This is a genomic window from Staphylococcus sp. HMSC062H10 (genome assembly GCF_001836945.1).
Taxonomy (GTDB): Bacteria; Bacillota; Bacilli; order Staphylococcales; family Staphylococcaceae; genus Staphylococcus; species Staphylococcus aureus.
In genome coordinates this window covers 323,929-342,378 of record NZ_KV830972.1, presented here as the reverse complement: position 1 = coordinate 342,378, position 18,450 = coordinate 323,929, and the positions used below count along the sequence as shown (strand labels likewise).

Below are 18,450 nucleotides of genomic sequence, written 5' to 3'. Positions count from 1 at the left end.
CTTTAATATGTTTATAGGTTGTCAAACGTATAAAAGCCGTTTGGTTTATTAACTAAGCGTTCTGCTGCTTGTATTGCACCATTCGCAAAAATATCTTTTGATTGTGCACGATGCGTGATTTGAATCGTTTCATCAGTGCCGGCAAATAGAACTTCATGTTCACCGACAATCGTACCTCCACGAATAGAATGAATACCAATATCTTGTGGCTGGCGTTTTTCATTTAATTCATGTCTATCATAAACAGGAGTTACATTTTCTTTCAAAGATACAATCACGTCATATAATTTTTCTAACGTACCACTTGGTGCATCTACTTTTTTATTATGATGTGCCTCAGTCAATTCGATGTCGAAATCATCAAGTAGGGGAACAGCAGCTGCTAAAATTTTAGTTAATGCATGAACACCGTAACTCATATTTGCACTGAAAAATACAGGCATATTTTGACTTAACTCATCTAACTTATTAAGTAGTTTTTCCTTCTCGCCAGTTGTTGCCACAACTAATGGCAAATGAAACGCTTCATCTAATAAAGGGAATAAAAGATTTGGATTTGAAAAGTCTATTGCAACATCTGCATCCTTTACATCCGCAATATGTTGATATTGCTTATATGGAGTTGTTTCTTTAGGTGTAGGTTCAATAACTCCAACGATTTCATGACCTTTTTCTTCTGCCAGTCTAGCAACACGTTGGTTCATTGCACCATAGCCAATTAGTAATATTTTCACTCATTTTCACCCGCTTTAAATGTGTCATATGCTTCACGAAGCACTTTAGTATCTGTATCTTCTAGGCTAACCAATGGTAAACGTAATTCATAGTTTCCAAATCCTAAATAACTTGTTAAAGCTTTAATAGGAATTGGGTTAATATCAACTGATAGGGCTGATAACAGTGTGCCAATTGGTTTAAATTGATCTTGAATATCTAATCCACTTTGTTGAGCATCGTATAACGCTTGAAATTCTTTAGGAATGACATTGGCAATAACAGAGATAACCCCTTGACCGCCACGTTGATAGTATTCGACGACGTTGTCATCATTGCCACTATATAATGCAAATGAATTTGTATCAATTCGCTTTTTCACTTCTTCTAAATACTCAAAATCATTCGTAGCATCTTTTAATGCTACAATAGAAGGATGTTGACTTAATATTTCTACAGTTTCTGGTTCAATTGTCATGTTCGTTCTTGAAGGAACATTGTACAGCACGACTGGTAATTTCACAGCATCTGCAATCGCTTCAAAGTGTTTGACTAAACCACATTGATTCGTTTTGTTGTAGTAGGGCGTAATTAACATAATTGCATCAGCCCCTAAGGCTTTAGCTTGGATTGAAGCTTGGATTGACTTTTCAGTATCATTAGTTCCAGTTCCAGCTATGACAGGAACACGTTTATCTACAAGATCAATAACTGTTTTTAGAATGAGTTCTTTTTCATCTGTTGTTAAAGTAGGGCTCTCAGCAGTAGTTCCATTAACGATGATTGCTTGGGCATTATTTTCTAGTAAAAAATTAACGTGTGCTTTCAAAGCTTCAAGGTTAACTTTGTTATTTGTAAAAGGGGTTGTAAGTGCAACGCCAACACCCTCAAATAAATGTGTCATTTTAATTCGCTCCTTTTAAACGCATAACTTGTTCCAATACTTGTACAGCATTTAATGCAGCACCTTTTAATAAATTGTCTGATGTACACCATACATGGAAAGTATTTTCTAATGAATCATCTCTACGTATACGGCCAACAAATACTTCATCTTTATTAGTAGAATTGATTGCCATTGGATATTCATTGTTCTCTGGATTGTCTACTAAAACAACGCGGTCATCTTGATCGAATAACGCTTTAATATCTTCTGCTGTCGTTTCTTTGTCAAGCGTTACATCAATTTCAACACTATGACTATCTTGAACAGGCACACGTGCGCATGTTGCTGTTACTTTTAAGTCTGGCGCATTTAAAATTTTTCTCGTCTCATCAATCATTTTTTGTTCTTCTTTTGTATATCCGTTTTCTAAAAACACATCAATATGCGGTAACACATTATTATAAATTGGATGTGGATATGCTTCTGGTGCTTTACCATTTACACCTTCAGCTAAATCTTTCTTACCTTTCATCCCTGAACCTGATACAGCTTGATATGTTGTATATGCCACTCGTTTTAAACCATAGGCATCTTGCAATACTTTTAGAGGTACAACAGACTGAATCGTAGAGCAGTTTGGATTGGCAATGATACCTCTTGTAAATGTAGGTTCATTGACTTCCGGAACAATTAAATCAATATCTTCTGCCATACGCCATTGACTTGAATTGTCTATAACGATGGCACCAGCTTTTTCAAAGAGTGGGGCAAAGTGTTCGCTTGTACCGCCACCAGCACTCATTAATACATAATCGAAATGTTCACTTGCACGAGCATCAGTTAATTCTTGAACTGTATATGTTTTTCCTTGAAATTCAACTTCTTGCCCTGCAGAACGTGCTGATGAAAATAATACTAATTCATCGAAAGGAATATTTTTACGATTTAATGTCTCCAACATTTTTGTACCTACTAATCCTGTTGCACCCACAACTGCTAATTTTGTCATAACTTGTCACTCCATTTTATAATAATTTCCAATTTTTAGAATATTTTAACAATCATTTTACCATTAAATGTTAAATGCGTCATATAGTTTTTCTACCGCTTGTTGCCCATTAAAATCATCAATGACGTATGAAATACTTATTTCAGATGTTGTTGTTTGGTAGAAAGGTATATTATTTTCAATTAATGTCAAAAATGCTTTTGATGCCACACCTGACATATCACGCATGCCTGAGCCAATTAATGAAATTTTGACATAATGCTCATTGATTTTATAAGCTAATGCTTCATATTGATTCTTTAATGTTTCAAGAATCATAGAAATTTGATGAAAATCACTATCTTTAATCGTGAAGGATAGTTGTAGTCCATCCAAGTTGACGATTTGTGAAATCATATCAACATTTACAGCACCTTCTTCAAGTTCCGTAAATAGTTGTGTAAGTAGCTGATTGTCAGGTAGGGGATAACTAATTGTTACATGCATCATATGTTTATCCAAAGCCACACCAGTAACTGCTTTTTTCTCTAATATTTCTTCATTTGACATAATCCATGTTCCTTTCACGTTCGATAAAGTTTTTCCTAAATATAAAGGGATATTATAGTTTTTAGCTAATTCAACACTTCTTGTTTCAAGTACACCAGCACCTAAAGCGCTCATTTCCATCATTTCTTCATATGAGACGATGTCTAGTCGTTTAGCTTTTGGTAAAAGTCTTGGGTCAGTGGCATACACACCATCAACGTCGGTATAAATTTCACAAGGTATTTGATTACTAACAGCAAGTGCCACAGCGGTCGTATCAGAACCACCTCTGCCTAAAGTTGTTAATTCCTGATGTTCATTGATGCCTTGAAATCCAGCAACTACTAAAATATCGTTTTCTTGAAAGGCTTGTTCAAATGTTTGAGGATTAATTTGAGCAATTTTACTTTTTAAATGATGGCCAATGGTTTTAATACCCGCTTGATAGCCAGTCATTGCTTTGGCATTCACACCGATATCATTTAATACCATTGATAAATAAGATACAGTTTGTTGCTCTCCGGTTGTCAATAATAATGCAAGTTCTTGTTGTTTTGGTGTTTTAGTCAATGTCGATACATTCGTCATTAATTGATCTGTTGTGTTACCCATAGCACTTACAACGACAATTAATTGTTCATCTTGATTGACCCGCTCCTTTAACATTTCAGCGATCCTTTTTATTTTTGTAAAATCACTGACGGATGATCCGCCAAATTTCAACACACTTCTTGTTACCATATAATCCTCCTAATTGTTAGGAAGGGCACACAATAATAAAAAAAGAACAAGTTCGGAATGCGAACTTGCTCTTAATCTATATACAAGTGATGCACTCCATTATTTTTAAATAATGACAAACTCTCAGCTCTTAACCAAAAAGTCCAACAAATTATAACTGCTATTATAATCGCTTCGGCATCGCACCCTTTCAAGATTAGCTGTTAGCAGACAGTAATCTAAACTTTACTCATGATTGATGCGCCTCATCAAAATATTATTAAATTGGTATGTGTTCATTATACATATGACAAATATGAATGTAAACCGATAATTTAGATTTTTTGGAATAACCTGAAAATTCAAGTTATAGCGTTGCTTATATTATAAAAGGTGGTGATAATGAGACTTTTCGAAAAATAAAATCCAAAATACTTATAGCATACTCAATATGCACATTAAATAAATGTACTCTTTTAATGCGTTGATAACTGTATTTGTAATTTAGAGAAGGGGTTCACTATGCTGATGTGTTAAAAAATAAAATAAAAAGGACACCTCGATGCTATAAATATTAGCATCGAGACGCCCAGTTAATGTCTATTAAATTGAATATAGTCTCGGACATGAATCAATGCCCTAGACCCTGCAATGTTATATTGACAGTAGTTGACTGAATGAAAATGACTTTGTAGCTAGCTTTTTTCAACCCTTGTCGGCGCCACGCATAGAGAAATTGGATTCCTAATTTCTACAAACAATACGAGTTGGGGAATAAGTCCCAATATAGAAGGTGACAGTAAGTCAACTTACAAAAATGTGCAAGTTGGCCGGGCCTCAACACAGAGATTTTCGAAAAGAAATTCTACATATTATATTTATTTTAAAACGCCGATTTCTTGCAAGTATTCTTCATATGGAATTTCTTTTGAAACGCCGCCTTGTTTATTTAAATCGATAACACGGTTTGCAATCGTGTTGATAAATTCGAAGTCATAAGAAGTAAAGATGATAGAACCTTTAAATGATTTAAGACCATCATTGACTGCAGTAATACTTTCTAAGTCTAAGTGGTTTGTTGGTTCATCAAGTAAAAGAACGTTTGCACTTGATAACATCATTTTACTTAGCATACAACGAACTTTTTCTCCACCTGAAAGCACACTAGCTTTTTTCTTAACTTCTTCACCACTAAATAACATACGACCTAAGAAACCACGTAAAAATGTTTCTGTTTGTTCATCTTCAGGAGCATATTGTCTTAACCAATCAACGAGATTCATATTTACACCCTCAAAGAACTCTGAGTTATCTTTAGGGAAGTAACTTAATGATGTAGTAACACCCCATTTAAATGAACCTTCGTCTGGTTCCATTTCGCCAGCTAATATTTTAAGTAATGTTGTTTTTGCAATTTCACTATCTCCAATTAAAATCGCTTTATCATTTGGATTCATTGTGAATGATACATTATCTAATACTTTTTCGCCGTCAATTGTTTTAGAGAGATTTTGAACGATTAATAAGTCGTTACCAATCTCACGCTCAGGCGTGAATTTAACGAAAGGATATCTTCTTGATGATGGTTGAATATCATCTAATTCAATTTTTTCAAGTTGTTTTTTACGACTTGTTGCTTGTTTAGATTTAGAAGCGTTAGCTGAGAAACGAGCAATAAAGTCTTGTAACTCTTTCATTTTTTCTTCTTTTTTCTTGTTTTGTTCTTGAGCCATCTTTTGAGCTAACTGACTAGATTGATACCAAAAATCATAGTTACCAACATAAACTTTAATTTTACCAAAGTCTAAATCAGCGATATGAGTACATACATTATTTAAGAAATGACGGTCATGTGATACTACGATAACAGTATTATCAAAGTTAATTAAGAAATCTTCTAACCAACTGATTGCTGGAATATCTAGACCGTTAGTAGGCTCATCCAGCAATAGTACGTCTGGTTCACCGAATAAACTTTGCGCTAATAATACTTTAATTTTTTGGTTGTTTTCTAATTCAGCCATTTTTTTATCGTGTAAAGTTGGATCGATACCTAAACCAGATAAAAGGTTAGCTGCATCAGCTTCAGCATTCCAACCATTCATTTCTGCAAATTCACCTTCAAGTTCAGCAGCACGGATACCATCTTCATCACTGAAATCTGGCTTCATATAGATTTCATCTTTTTCTTTCATAACCTCATAAAGACGTTCGTGACCTTTAATTACAACATCAAGCACGCGTTCATCTTCATAAGCATAGTGGTCCTGTTTTAAAACAGCTAGACGTTCATTTTTACCTAATGAAACATGTCCTGTTTGAGAATCTAATTCTCCAGATAATATTTTTAAGAATGTTGATTTACCTGCACCATTCGCACCAATTAATCCATAACAATTACCTTCTGTAAATTTAATATTTACATCTTCAAATAGTTTACGATCTCCAAAACGTAAACTCACATCAGTTACTTGTAACATGCATTTTCTCCTTTTTTTCATTCGATATTCTAACGGAAGAATTATATCATATTATCGTCACAGTTTCGACCTCATATAAGTTGTAATGATAGAATGACTCACACATGTTATAATAATAAAGAATACAAGAATCGAAGGAGAATAACATGGCATTAGACAAAGATATAGTAGGTTCTATAGAATTCCTTGAAGTAGTAGGGTTACAAGGCTCAACTTACCTTTTAAAAGGACCAAACGGTGAAAACGTAAAGTTAAACCAATCAGAAATGAACGATGATGATGAATTAGAAGTAGGTGAAGAATATAGTTTCTTCATTTATCCAAACCGTTCAGGTGAATTATTTGCAACTCAAAATATGCCTGATATTACGAAAGATAAATATGATTTTGCTAAAGTACTTAAAACGGATCGCGATGGGGCACGTATAGATGTTGGATTACCCCGTGAAGTGTTAGTACCATGGGAAGATTTACCAAAAGTGAAATCACTATGGCCACAACCAGGTGATCATTTGCTAGTTACATTGCGAATTGACCGTGAGAATCATATGTATGGACGTTTAGCGAGTGAATCTGTTGTAGAAAATATGTTTACACCTGTACACGACGATAATTTAAAAAACGAAGTCATTGAAGCCAAACCTTACCGCGTATTACGAATTGGTAGCTTCTTATTAAGTGAATCAGGTTACAAAATATTCGTACATGAATCAGAACGTAAAGCTGAACCGAGACTAGGTGAATCTGTTCAAGTTAGAATTATCGGGCATAATGATAAAGGTGAGTTAAATGGTTCATTTTTACCACTTGCACATGAACGTTTAGACGATGACGGTCAAGTCATCTTTGATTTACTAGTTGAATATGATGGTGAATTACCATTCTGGGACAAATCAAGCCCTGAAGCGATTAAAGAAGTATTCAATATGAGTAAAGGTTCATTCAAACGTGCAATCGGTCACTTATATAAACAGAAGATTATTAATATAGAAACAGGTAAAATCACTTTAACTAAAAAAGGCTGGAGTCGAATTGACTCAAAAGAATAATCATTTTTACACGTATCGTAGGATGCGTGTTTTTTATATTCAAAATTAAATCGGACAGATGAAGTAGTTTTTTAATTTCATCTGTCCATTTTTTTGTTCATATTTAAATTTCGATAATTTTTCAGGAAGCATTTTAATTTTACTAATGAGTCAATATTTTTTAGAACAACAAAAATTAATATTTACATTTTCTTAACAAACATTTATGTAACATTTACAGTTTCTAAAAATGAGGTTAATAATTCAAGGTTAAGATAAAGATGTAATCAATACAAATACTATTTGTTGTTCATACAGGGAGGATATTTCAATGAAAAAATGGCAATTTGTTGGTACTACAGCTTTAGGTGCAACACTATTATTAGGTGCTTGTGGTGGCGGTAATGGTGGCAGTGGTAATAGTGATTTAAAAGGGGAAGCAAAAGGTGATGGCTCATCAACAGTAGCACCAATTGTGGAGAAATTAAATGAAAAATGGGCTCAAGATCACTCTGATGCTAAAATCTCAGCAGGACAAGCTGGTACAGGTGCTGGTTTCCAAAAATTCATTGCAGGAGATATAGACTTCGCTGATGCTTCTAGACCAATTAAAGATGAAGAGAAGCAAAAATTACAAGATAAGAATATCAAATACAAAGAATTCAAAATTGCGCAAGATGGTGTAACAGTTGCTGTAAATAAAGAAAATGATTTTGTAGATGAATTAGACAAACAGCAATTAAAAGCAATTTATTCTGGAAAAGCTAAAACATGGAAAGATGTTAATAGTAAGTGGCCAGATAAAAAAATAAATGCTGTATCACCAAACTCAAGTCATGGTACTTATGACTTCTTTGAAAATGAAGTAATGAATAAAGAAGATATTAAAGCAGAAAAAAATGCTGATACAAATGCTATCGTTTCTTCTGTAACGAAAAACAAAGAGGGAATCGGATACTTTGGATATAACTTCTACGTACAAAATAAAGATAAATTAAAAGAAGTTAAAATCAAAGATGAAAATGGTAAAGCAACAGAGCCTACGAAAAAAACAATTCAAGATAACTCTTATGCATTAAGTAGACCATTATTCATTTATGTAAATGAAAAAGCATTGAAAGATAATAAAGTAATGTCAGAATTTATCAAATTCGTCTTAGAAGATAAAGGTAAAGCAGCTGAAGAAGCTGGATATGTAGCAGCACCAGAGAAAACATACAAATCACAATTAGATGATTTAAAAGCATTTATTGATAAAAATCAAAAATCAGACGACAAGAAATCTGATGATAAAAAGTCTGAAGACAAAAAATAATAAGACGCAATTTCAAATGTGTCTTGAAACATGATTTTGATGGTGAATCATTATTTAGAGTGCAAAGCTTGATTTATCGAGACGCTGATTTTGACATTCAGTTAGTCTACAAGCTTATCAACTTAAAATAGTGGTTCATCATTATTTTACAAATCTAATTATTTTGGGAGTAATAGAAAGAGGTTTGATTATGACTTCATCTACTAATGTTAAAGCTTTAATTGAAAAAAATAATAATAAAAAAGGGAAGCATAATGACAAAATTATACCAGTTATTTTAGCCGCAATTTCAGCGATTTCCATTTTAACAACACTAGGTATATTAATCACATTGCTTTTAGAAACCATCACTTTTTTCACAAGAATTCCAATAACTGAATTTCTATTTTCTACTACTTGGAATCCTACCGGTTCAGACCCTAAGTTTGGTATCTGGGCATTGATAATAGGGACTTTAAAAATCACAGTTATTGCCACTATATTTGCAGTTCCAGTCGGGCTTGGTGCAGCAATTTATTTAAGTGAATATGCAAGTGACCGTGCACGACGCATCATTAAACCGATATTAGAAATTTTAGCAGGAATACCAACAATTGTGTTTGGTTTCTTTGCATTAACTTTTGTTACACCAGTATTAAGATCTTTCATACCAGGTCTTGGAGAGTTTAATGCTATAAGTCCCGGCTTAGTTGTCGGTATTATGATTGTCCCTCTCATCACAAGTTTGAGTGAGGATGCAATGGCATCTGTACCAAATAAAATTCGAGAAGGTGCCTATGGACTTGGAGCAACTAAATTAGAAGTAGCAACTAAAGTCGTACTTCCTGCAGCAACATCAGGTATTGTAGCTTCAATCGTTCTCGCGATTTCAAGAGCGATTGGAGAAACGATGATTGTATCATTAGCTGCAGGTAGTTCGCCAACAGCTTCATTAAGTCTAACAAGCTCGATTCAAACAATGACTGGATATATCGTTGAGATAGCGACAGGTGATGCGACATTTGGATCCAATATTTATTACAGTATTTATGCTGTAGGATTCACATTATTTATCTTTACCTTAATCATGAATTTACTTTCTCAATGGATTTCTAAGCGTTTTAGGGAGGAGTATTAATATGGAACCGACAGATAATCATAGACAATCACTCGTCGATCAACAACTTGTCCAAAAACATTTATCATCCAGAACGGTTAAAAACAAAGTGTTCAAACTCATATTTTTAGCATGTACATTATTAGGACTTGTCGTACTTATTGCGTTGTTAACTCAAACATTGATTAAAGGGGTAAGTCATTTAAATTTACAGTTTTTCACTAATTTTTCTTCTTCAACACCATCTATGGCTGGCGTTAAAGGCGCATTAATCGGTTCACTTTGGTTAATGTTAAGTATCATTCCATTATCAATCATCCTAGGGATAGGTACAGCTATATACTTAGAAGAATATGCGAAAAATAACAAATTTACTCAGTTTGTTAAAATCAGTATTTCCAATTTAGCTGGTGTACCGTCAGTCGTGTTTGGTTTACTTGGTTATACATTGTTTGTAGGCGGTGCTGGTATCGAAGCTTTAAAAATGGGCAACAGTATATTGGCAGCAGCACTTACAATGACATTATTGATTTTGCCAATCATTATTGTTTCCAGTCAAGAAGCGATTAGAGCTGTACCTAACTCAGTACGCGAAGCTTCTTTCGGCTTAGGTGCTAATAAATGGCAAACGATAAGACGTGTTGTATTACCAGCAGCGTTACCTGGTATTTTAACTGGATTCATTTTGTCTCTTTCAAGAGCGCTGGGAGAAACAGCACCACTTGTGCTTATCGGTATACCGACTATATTATTGGCAACACCTAGAAGTATATTGGATCAATTTTCAGCATTACCTATCCAAATATTTACTTGGGCGAAAATGCCACAAGAAGAATTCCAGAATGTTGCATCGGCAGGCATTATCGTTTTACTAGTTATCTTAATCTTAATGAATGGCGTTGCGATTATTTTACGTAACAAATTTAGTAAAAAATTCTAATTTAAACAAACTATCTCATTTATCTATTAAAAAGGGAGTTTTAAATATGACGCAAACACTTGCACAAACTAAACAAATATCTCAAAGTCATGCATTTGAAGTCTCAAAAAGTCATGATACTAAACCAAATGATACAAGCACACATTCGGTAATCTATTCAACACAAAATCTAGATTTATGGTATGGCGATAATCATGCATTGCAAAATATTAATTTAGATATTTATGAGAATCAAATTACTGCAATTATAGGTCCATCTGGTTGCGGTAAATCGACATATATTAAAACTTTAAATCGCATGGTTGAATTAGTACCCACAGTCAAAACAGCTGGTAAAATATTATATCGTAATCAAGACATTTTTGATCAAAAATATTCTAAAGAACAATTACGTACAAATGTGGGCATGGTCTTTCAACAACCTAATCCATTTCCAAAATCAATATACGATAATATTACTTACGGTCCAAAGATTCACGGCATTAAAAATAAAAAAGTTCTTGATGAAATCGTTGAGAAATCATTACGTGGTGCTGCAATTTGGGATGAATTAAAGGATAGGTTGCACACAAATGCATATAGTTTATCCGGTGGGCAACAACAGCGTGTTTGTATCGCGCGTTGTTTAGCAATTGAACCTGAAGTCATTTTAATGGATGAACCGACATCAGCATTAGACCCAATCTCAACATTAAGAGTAGAAGAGTTGGTTCAAGAACTAAAAGAAAAGTATACAATTATTATGGTTACACATAATATGCAACAAGCTGCACGCGTATCAGATAAAACTGCCTTTTTCTTAAATGGTTATGTCAATGAATATGATGATACTGATAAAATTTTCTCTAACCCATCAAATAAAAAGACAGAAGATTATATTTCAGGAAGGTTTGGTTGATATATAATGGCAATAATTAGACAACGATATCAAGAACAACTTGATGAACTTATTAAAGAATTACGTCGATTAGGCGCAAATGTCTATGTGAGTATCGAAAATGGTATAAAGTCATTAAGTATTGACGATAGAAGTTTTGCGCGACAAACAGTTAAAAACGATAAGCATATCAATCAATTAAATTATGATATCAATGAGCGAGTGATCATGTTAATTACGAAGCAACAGCCCATTGCGAGTGATTTGCGTATGATGATTTCTTCATTGAAAATTGCTTCTGATTTAGAGCGTATCGGTGATAATGCAGCGAGTATTGCCAATATTCGATTGCGTACAAAGATTACAGATGATTATGTGTTAACCCGTTTAAAAACAATGGGGAAATTAGCCATGTTAATGTTAAAAGATTTAGACCAAGCATTTAAAAAGAAAGATACTGTTTTAATTAGAGAAATTATAGAACGTGATCAAGATATAGACGATTTATATAGACATATCATTAATGCAACATATCTGATTGATAACGATCCATTTGTCGCTGCACAAGCCCATTTAGCAGCGAGACATCTAGAACGTATTGGCGATCATATAATTAACATCGCTGAAAGTGTTTATTTTTATTTAACAGGTACACATTACGAACAATAACTTAAAGTTATTACTATAAAATCCCTTACGATAAATATATATTTCTATTATTCATAAACCCTCAAAAAAACCAAGATTCTCACAATTAGTAATGTGAAAATCTTGGTTTATATTGTTCTACTATAAATTGTCTCGCATCTTAGTTATTTGCTTGCTCAATTTCATCTGTTAATTTTTCAACTTCATCCACTAAATCAGAAATATATTGAATTGTAGATTTAAGTGGCTGTTCTGTAGTAATGTCTACACCTGCAATGTTTGCAAGTTCGACAGGTGATACACTGCCACCTTTTTTCAATGTTTCTAACCAAGCATCAACAGCTGGTTGGCCTTCGTTTTTAATCTTTTGAGAAACGACAGTTCCGATTGTTAAGCCAGCAGAATACGTATACGAATATAATCCCATATAGTAATGAGGTTGACGCATCCATGTTAATTCAGCACCCTCAGTCATGTCTACTGCATCTCCGAAAAATTGTTTATAAACATTTAGCATTATTTCATTTAATGTCGGCGCATTTAAAGATTCACCTTGATCTACTTTGCGATACACTTCACGTTGATAAGCAGCTTCTAATAAATGGGTAACCATATTGTGATAATATGTTCTAGATAAAATTGAGCCAATAACCCAACGCTTAAATCTTGGATTATCACTTGTGTTAAATAAATAATTGGCCATCAACATTTCATTCATTGTAGAAGGGGCTTCAACAAAGTACATTGATGCTTCTGATTCAAGATATGGTTGATGTTTTTGAGCTAATGTAAAATGACCTGCATGACCTAATTCATGTGCTAAGACAAATGCTTCAGCCATTTTACCAGTCCAAGAAATAAATACATATGAATGTGTAAAGTATGGACTTGCACAAAATGCGCCTGTATCTTTACCTTTATTTTGTGCAAAATCAATCCATCGCTGATCGTATGCTTCACGTAACATGTTTGTATAGTCATCACCTAAAACACTTAACGCACCGAAAATATAATTTTTTGAGTCTTCAATTGAAATCTCTGGTTCATAATCAGGGTCTACAGAAATCTTCAAGTCTTCAAAACGCATGTTATCTAATCCGTGAATACGTTGTAAAAGTTTAGCATATTTCTGCATAACTGGTGCCAAGTCACGCATAATCATATCGATTTGACGGTCAAACATATCACGCGTTACTTCTTGACTATGTAATAAATAATCGATGACTGATTCAAATCCACGTAAATCAGCTTCAATTTTTTCTTGTTGTACTTGCATATTATATGTAGCCGCGGTGGTATGTTGATATTTTCGAATTCCATCGCTAAACGATTTGAAACTTTTACGTCTAAACTCAGGATCTTTATTATCTTCATAATCATTTTCAAATGTAGCATAGTCGACAGGGTACGTTGTACCATCATGTTCAATTGAATCGAATGTAATATCTAGCATTTTTGTCGTGCCGTATAAATCGTAAGGACTGTTTAGCGTAGGTGATAAAGTTGCTAATACTTGTTCTACCGACGCAGATAATTGGAATGGCTTTTGTTTAATTAACTGTTTAATATAGTGTTGATATGGACATGATTCTTCTAATTGTTGAAGTATTTCTTCTGGTAATTCAAGTATTTCTGACTCGACAAATGATAATTGGCTAACAATTTTCCCATATGTAGTAGATAATTTAGCGCTCAATACTTGTGCCTCAATATTACTAGTATCTACACTTAAACGTAGTTCTGCATAATTACTTAAGCGATCTAATGCGATTAAAATATTTTCTAATTCAGCTAAAGCAGTATTAATTTGTTCGATTGAATTTAATGTTGTTGCATATGTATGATGAAATTGATTTGCTTGTTGTACTAGAGCGTCAATACTTTCATAATATTGTTGATCATCTTTAAATAAGTCTACTAAATCCCATGTTTCTGAAACAGGAACATCTTCTCTTAAAGGTAAACCTTGAGACATATAATCACTCCTTTGGTATAATACATTCATTATACATAATTTTGTCTCCTAAACGATAATGTTACGATTTCCATGTCGCAAGGAACAATGTTTTTTCTAATAGTAGATAGAATATTGCTTGAAACTGACTGCTATTGTTTAAGTTTTTAAAAATTTATAATAAAATGTATACAAGGAAAGTAATGAAATAAAAGGAGAATGGTTATGACATTATTCGATATGCCTAATTATTTATGGATCACAACATTAATAATGATTTTATTAACAATATTCTGTTGTTTAGTTTTAAATAAATGGTTTGTTTCAGCAGTAATTACATTTGTTATATTAGGTGTGCTTGCATTTTTTATTCCAAATTTTCAAGATATAAAATATCAACCATTATTAGGATACGCTGCATTTTTAGCGATTATGAGTTTATTAATTAGTTTTCTATTATGGTATTTTACTAGAAATTGGCGTAAAGAAAGAAAAGCGCGTAAATTAGAAAAGCAAATTGAAAAATACGGCTATGAGGGTGCTGAACTTCGCCGTAAAGATAAAAAATAATATTCGACAACTATATGCACAAGGTTAAAAAATCCCTTAAGTATTGTTTTAATGGAAACTTTAAGAACGGATTTATTAAAAGTGCTATAGTTGTTTTTATTTTACTTAAATTTAAATTTTGATTTCGTATTAAATTGTAGGTTATCAACTCTAAATAAAAATACTCATTTTAAAAGTGTTTATTGTTAAAATAAATAAATTCACTTCAATTTCTTTTTGTATAATACTATAATGAATCGTGGTTCTTTATTTGTAAGTTACAAAAATTTGTGTAATTCTCATATAAGTTCAAAATATTCTTAACTTACATGAGGAGGGGGGACTATTATGTTCATAATAAGGTCTATTTTGTACAGACTAATTCAAATGGTAGTTGTTTTATTTGTTATTTCAACACTAACTTTCATTTTGATGAAATTATCTCCAGGAAATCCTGTTGATAAAATACTTCACCTTGATGTGTCACATGTGTCGGCAGAACAAATAAATGCAACTGAAGAAAAATTGGGTTTAAAGAATTCAATCATATCGCAATGGTGGCAATGGATGCAACAATTGCTTCAATTAAATTTAGGACGTAGTTTCGAAACTAAAGAACCAGTTACACAGTCACTATTTGAGTATGCACCACCAACTTTGCTTATATCTTTTTCAACATTAGTTTTGTCATTAGCGATATCGATACCACTAGGTGTGCTTTCAGCAAGACACTATCACAAACTGACTGATAAAGTGATTAGAACTGTATCAACATTGTCAATTAGCTTGCCTGCGTTTTTCATCGGCATTATTTTATTATTCATTTTCACCAATTTATTAAATATTGATAGTGCCTTATGGAATCAGATTGTATTACCTGTTTTTACATTGTCATTAGGTATGTGTGCGTATATTATTCGATTAATTCGTTCAAATTTACTTTCGCTATATCAAAGCAATATCGTTAAATCATCACGATTACGCGGTATGAGCGAACGATATATTTTGATGCATGATTTATTGAAACCAACGCTTTTACCTATTATTCCATTGTTAGGTATTTCTCTAGGTAGTCTTATTGGCGGTACAGTTGTTATTGAAAATTTATTTGATATACCTGGCATTGGTTACTTATTGATGGATAGTATTAAATCTCGGGATTATCCAATCATACAAGGGTGTGTATTGTTTATAGGATTTTTTGTGGTGTTAATCAATTCAATTGCTGACTTACTGGCTCTATTGTTTGATCCAAAACAACGTTTACATTTTAAAAATCAAAAAAATAATTCAAACGTATCATCAATCTTAGAAAGTGGTGATCTACGTGCTTAGAAGTTTAACTAAAGGTGATTTTATATTTTAAATATTTATCTTTTATTTTATAATTATGATTATTTTGCAATTCTTTGTGAATAGTGCTGATGCAACAAAAGTTAACTTATCGCAAACGTTTGAACCAATAAGTTGGACCCATTTACTAGGAACAGATGACTATGGTCGTGATTTATTTACAAGGGTCATTGTTGGTGCACGATCAACATTATTCATCACAATCTTAACTTTAATTGCTATTGTTATTATTGGGGTAACACTTGGATTACTTGCAGGGTATAAAAAAGGATGGATAGAGCGCATTATATTACGCATTGTTGATATCGGTCTAAGTATACCGGAATTTATTATCATGATAGCATTAGCAAGTTTTTTTCAGCCAAGTATTTGGAATTTAGTTATTGCAATTACAATTATAAAATGGATGAATTATACAAGATTAACAAGAAGTATTGTTAATAGCGAAATTACCAAACCTTACATTAAAATGGCAAAATTATTTCATGTACCAACTAGGGTAATATTGTTACGCCACTTAACACCTAAGATAATGCCGTAAATTATCGTTTTGATGGTGGTCGATTTCGGGAAAATCATTTTATACATCAGCTCATTATCATTCATAAGACTAGGTGCACAACCACCGACACCAGAGTGGGGCGCTATGTTGCAACTTGGCAGAGATTTTATTTCGTCACATCCAATTATGCTCATTGCGCCTGCTTCTGTCATTGCTACAACGATTTTAATTTTTAATCTTACTGGCGATGCACTAAGAGATAAATTGTTGAAACAACGAGGTGAATATTATGAGTCTCATTGATATACAAAATTTAATTATCAAGAATCAAAAAGGTAAATCTTTAATAAATGGCATCAATTTGAAAATTTATCAACAAAAGGTTAACGCTTTAATTGGAGAAAGTGGTGCTGGTAAGAGTTTAACGGTAAAAGCTTTGCTAAATTTTTTACCATCTGATTTAAATTGTCAGTATGATCATTATTACTTCAATAATAAAAACGTAAACAACATGCAACAATTTTATGGTCGCACTGTTGGATATATTTCACAAAATTATGCTGAAAGTTTTAATGATCACTCGAAATTAGGAAAACAATTGATTGCAATTTATCGTACTCATTTTAAAGTTAGTAAAGAAGCAGCATTATCTCAAATTGATAAAGCATTGTCGTGGGTTAACTTAAGTAGCGAAGAAATATTAAAGAAATACAGTTTTCAACTTTCTGGTGGTCAACTTGAACGCGTATATATTGCAAGTGTTTTAATGTTAGAACCTGAGTTAATTATTGCAGATGAACCAGTAGCATCATTAGATGTTATTAACGGCTATAAAATTATGGATTTACTTCAACACATTGTAAAAGAACACGGTCAAACATTATTTATAATCACTCATAACTTAAGTCACGTTTTAAAGTATTGTGACTATATTAATGTTATAAAAGACGGTGACATTGTTGAGCGCGGTGACATAAAGCACTTTAAGTACGATACATTACAACCTTATACCGAATTTTTAATTAAATATCGAACACAATTAAAGAGGGATCATAATGATTGAGCTAAAACATGTGACATTTGGCTATAATAAAAGACAGGCAGTGTTAGAAGACATCAATACTAAAATACATGATGGTGAAAATGTCGGCATTTTAGGAGAAAGTGGTAGTGGTAAAAGTACTTTGGCAGCATTGTTATTAGGATTGCTTAAGCCGATTAATGGGAGCATTTATATGAGTGATGATACTGTATTACCAATTTTCCAACATGCATTATCAAGTTTTAATCCTGATTGGACAATTGAAGACTCATTAAAAGAAGCGCTAAAATATTATCGTAGGTTAAAAGCCGATGACAATCAACTGGAATTATTATTACAACATTTATCAAACTTTGATTTAGATTCACAACTGTTATCTAATTATCCTAATGAAGTAAGTGGTGGACAATTACAAAGATTTAATGTTATGCGTTCATTATTAGCGCAACCTCGTGTTTTAATATGTGATGAAATCACGTCAAATCTAGATGTTATAGCTGAGCAAAACGTAATAAGCATTTTAAAGGAGCAAACCATTGCGAATTTAAATCATTTAGTTGTCATATCACATGACTTATCGGTACTACAACGCTTAGTTAATCGAATTATTGTCATTAAGGATGGTGCAATCGTTGATGATTTTGAAACGGTTGAATTATTCAATTCAGATAGACATCCTTATACAAAAGAATTAACACAAGCATTTACATTTTAAAAGTATAAGTATGCAATATTCATATGATATATTAAAATAAAGATAAATCCTTAATCTTAATATAAGTGTATATTACCTTTATTTTCGCTTAAAT

Annotated in this window: 16 protein-coding genes, 1 pseudogene and 1 riboswitch; of the genes and pseudogenes, 11 read left to right on the top strand and 6 right to left on the bottom strand. The window is 32.7% G+C overall.

The features are described from left to right. Positions 1-11: 11 nt before the first annotated feature. From dapB to HMPREF2658_RS04310, 5 genes are all read right to left on the bottom strand, one after another. Positions 12-734, bottom strand: a complete 723-nt coding sequence (dapB, locus tag HMPREF2658_RS04330) for a 4-hydroxy-tetrahydrodipicolinate reductase (protein WP_000698242.1) — start codon at positions 732-734, stop codon at positions 12-14. Next, a complete protein-coding gene (gene dapA, locus HMPREF2658_RS04325; protein WP_000149262.1) occupies positions 731-1,618 on the bottom strand; it encodes a 4-hydroxy-tetrahydrodipicolinate synthase in 888 nt (295 codons plus the stop codon). Before dapA ends, dapB begins: the two co-directional genes overlap by 4 nt. Before the next feature lies 1 nt (position 1,619). Next, positions 1,620-2,609 carry an aspartate-semialdehyde dehydrogenase gene (locus HMPREF2658_RS04320; RefSeq protein WP_000163531.1) on the bottom strand — a complete coding sequence of 330 codons (990 nt, stop codon included), beginning with the start codon at positions 2,607-2,609 and terminating at the stop codon, positions 1,620-1,622. 63 nt (positions 2,610-2,672) lie between these two features. After that, complete coding sequence (locus HMPREF2658_RS04315; RefSeq protein ID WP_000258728.1) at positions 2,673-3,878, bottom strand: aspartate kinase; 1,206 nt, start codon at positions 3,876-3,878, stop codon at positions 2,673-2,675. Between the two features lie 81 nt (positions 3,879-3,959). Further along, positions 3,960-4,135: riboswitch (Lysine riboswitch) on the bottom strand. 600 nt (positions 4,136-4,735) lie between these two features. After that, positions 4,736-6,337 carry an ABC-F family ATP-binding cassette domain-containing protein gene (locus HMPREF2658_RS04310; RefSeq protein WP_000942303.1) on the bottom strand — a complete coding sequence of 534 codons (1,602 nt, stop codon included), beginning with the start codon at positions 6,335-6,337 and terminating at the stop codon, positions 4,736-4,738. Positions 6,338-6,483: 146 nt separating this feature from the next. On the opposite strand from HMPREF2658_RS04310, the gene cvfB reads away from it, so the two are divergent. The 6 genes from cvfB to phoU all read left to right on the top strand — a co-directional run bounded on the left by cvfB (position 6,484) and on the right by phoU (position 12,262). Further along, positions 6,484-7,386, top strand: coding sequence for an RNA-binding virulence regulatory protein CvfB (cvfB, locus tag HMPREF2658_RS04305; protein ID WP_001162352.1), 903 nt, complete (start codon positions 6,484-6,486; stop codon positions 7,384-7,386). 310 nt (positions 7,387-7,696) lie between these two features. Next, positions 7,697-8,680, top strand: a complete 984-nt coding sequence (locus HMPREF2658_RS04300) for a phosphate ABC transporter substrate-binding protein PstS (protein WP_000759232.1) — start codon at positions 7,697-7,699, stop codon at positions 8,678-8,680. A 190-nt stretch (positions 8,681-8,870) separates the two neighbouring features. Next, positions 8,871-9,797: a phosphate ABC transporter permease subunit PstC gene (pstC, locus tag HMPREF2658_RS04295; RefSeq protein ID WP_000204625.1), complete on the top strand. Its 927-nt coding sequence runs from the start codon at positions 8,871-8,873 to the stop codon at positions 9,795-9,797. 1 nt (position 9,798) lies between these two features. Further along, a complete protein-coding gene (gene pstA, locus HMPREF2658_RS04290) occupies positions 9,799-10,716 on the top strand; it encodes a phosphate ABC transporter permease PstA (RefSeq protein ID WP_000433817.1) in 918 nt (305 codons plus the stop codon). Positions 10,717-10,762: 46 nt separating this feature from the next. Next, on the top strand, positions 10,763-11,614 hold the full coding sequence (gene pstB, locus HMPREF2658_RS04285; protein ID WP_000194851.1) for a phosphate ABC transporter ATP-binding protein PstB: 852 nt from the start codon (positions 10,763-10,765) through the stop codon (positions 11,612-11,614). 6 nt (positions 11,615-11,620) lie between these two features. Then, positions 11,621-12,262: a phosphate signaling complex protein PhoU gene (phoU, locus tag HMPREF2658_RS04280; protein ID WP_000974853.1), complete on the top strand. Its 642-nt coding sequence runs from the start codon at positions 11,621-11,623 to the stop codon at positions 12,260-12,262. Between the two features lie 139 nt (positions 12,263-12,401). On the opposite strand, the gene pepF is transcribed toward phoU, so the two are convergent. Then, on the bottom strand, positions 12,402-14,216 hold the full coding sequence (gene pepF / locus HMPREF2658_RS04275) for an oligoendopeptidase F (protein WP_000077577.1): 1,815 nt from the start codon (positions 14,214-14,216) through the stop codon (positions 12,402-12,404). A 204-nt stretch (positions 14,217-14,420) separates the two neighbouring features. Between pepF and HMPREF2658_RS04270 the strand changes: the two genes are divergently transcribed. From HMPREF2658_RS04270 to HMPREF2658_RS04250, 5 genes and pseudogenes are all read left to right on the top strand, one after another. Further along, a complete protein-coding gene (locus HMPREF2658_RS04270; RefSeq protein ID WP_000171798.1) occupies positions 14,421-14,765 on the top strand; it encodes a 6TM ABC transporter family protein in 345 nt (114 codons plus the stop codon). A 327-nt stretch (positions 14,766-15,092) separates the two neighbouring features. Beyond that, entirely contained in the window at positions 15,093-16,079 is a 987-nt protein-coding gene (gene nikB, locus HMPREF2658_RS04265) for a nickel ABC transporter permease (protein ID WP_000469973.1), read from the top strand. 31 nt (positions 16,080-16,110) lie between these two features. After that, positions 16,111-16,902, top strand: a pseudogene (nikC, locus tag HMPREF2658_RS04260) (nickel transporter permease). Beyond that, a complete protein-coding gene (locus HMPREF2658_RS04255; protein ID WP_000052306.1) occupies positions 16,889-17,662 on the top strand; it encodes an ATP-binding cassette domain-containing protein in 774 nt (257 codons plus the stop codon). The pseudogene nikC and the gene HMPREF2658_RS04255 overlap by 14 nt, the downstream one beginning before the upstream one ends. Further along, a complete protein-coding gene (locus HMPREF2658_RS04250) occupies positions 17,655-18,356 on the top strand; it encodes an ABC transporter ATP-binding protein (RefSeq protein WP_000571261.1) in 702 nt (233 codons plus the stop codon). Before HMPREF2658_RS04255 ends, HMPREF2658_RS04250 begins: the two co-directional genes overlap by 8 nt. Positions 18,357-18,450: the final 94 nt, after the last annotated feature.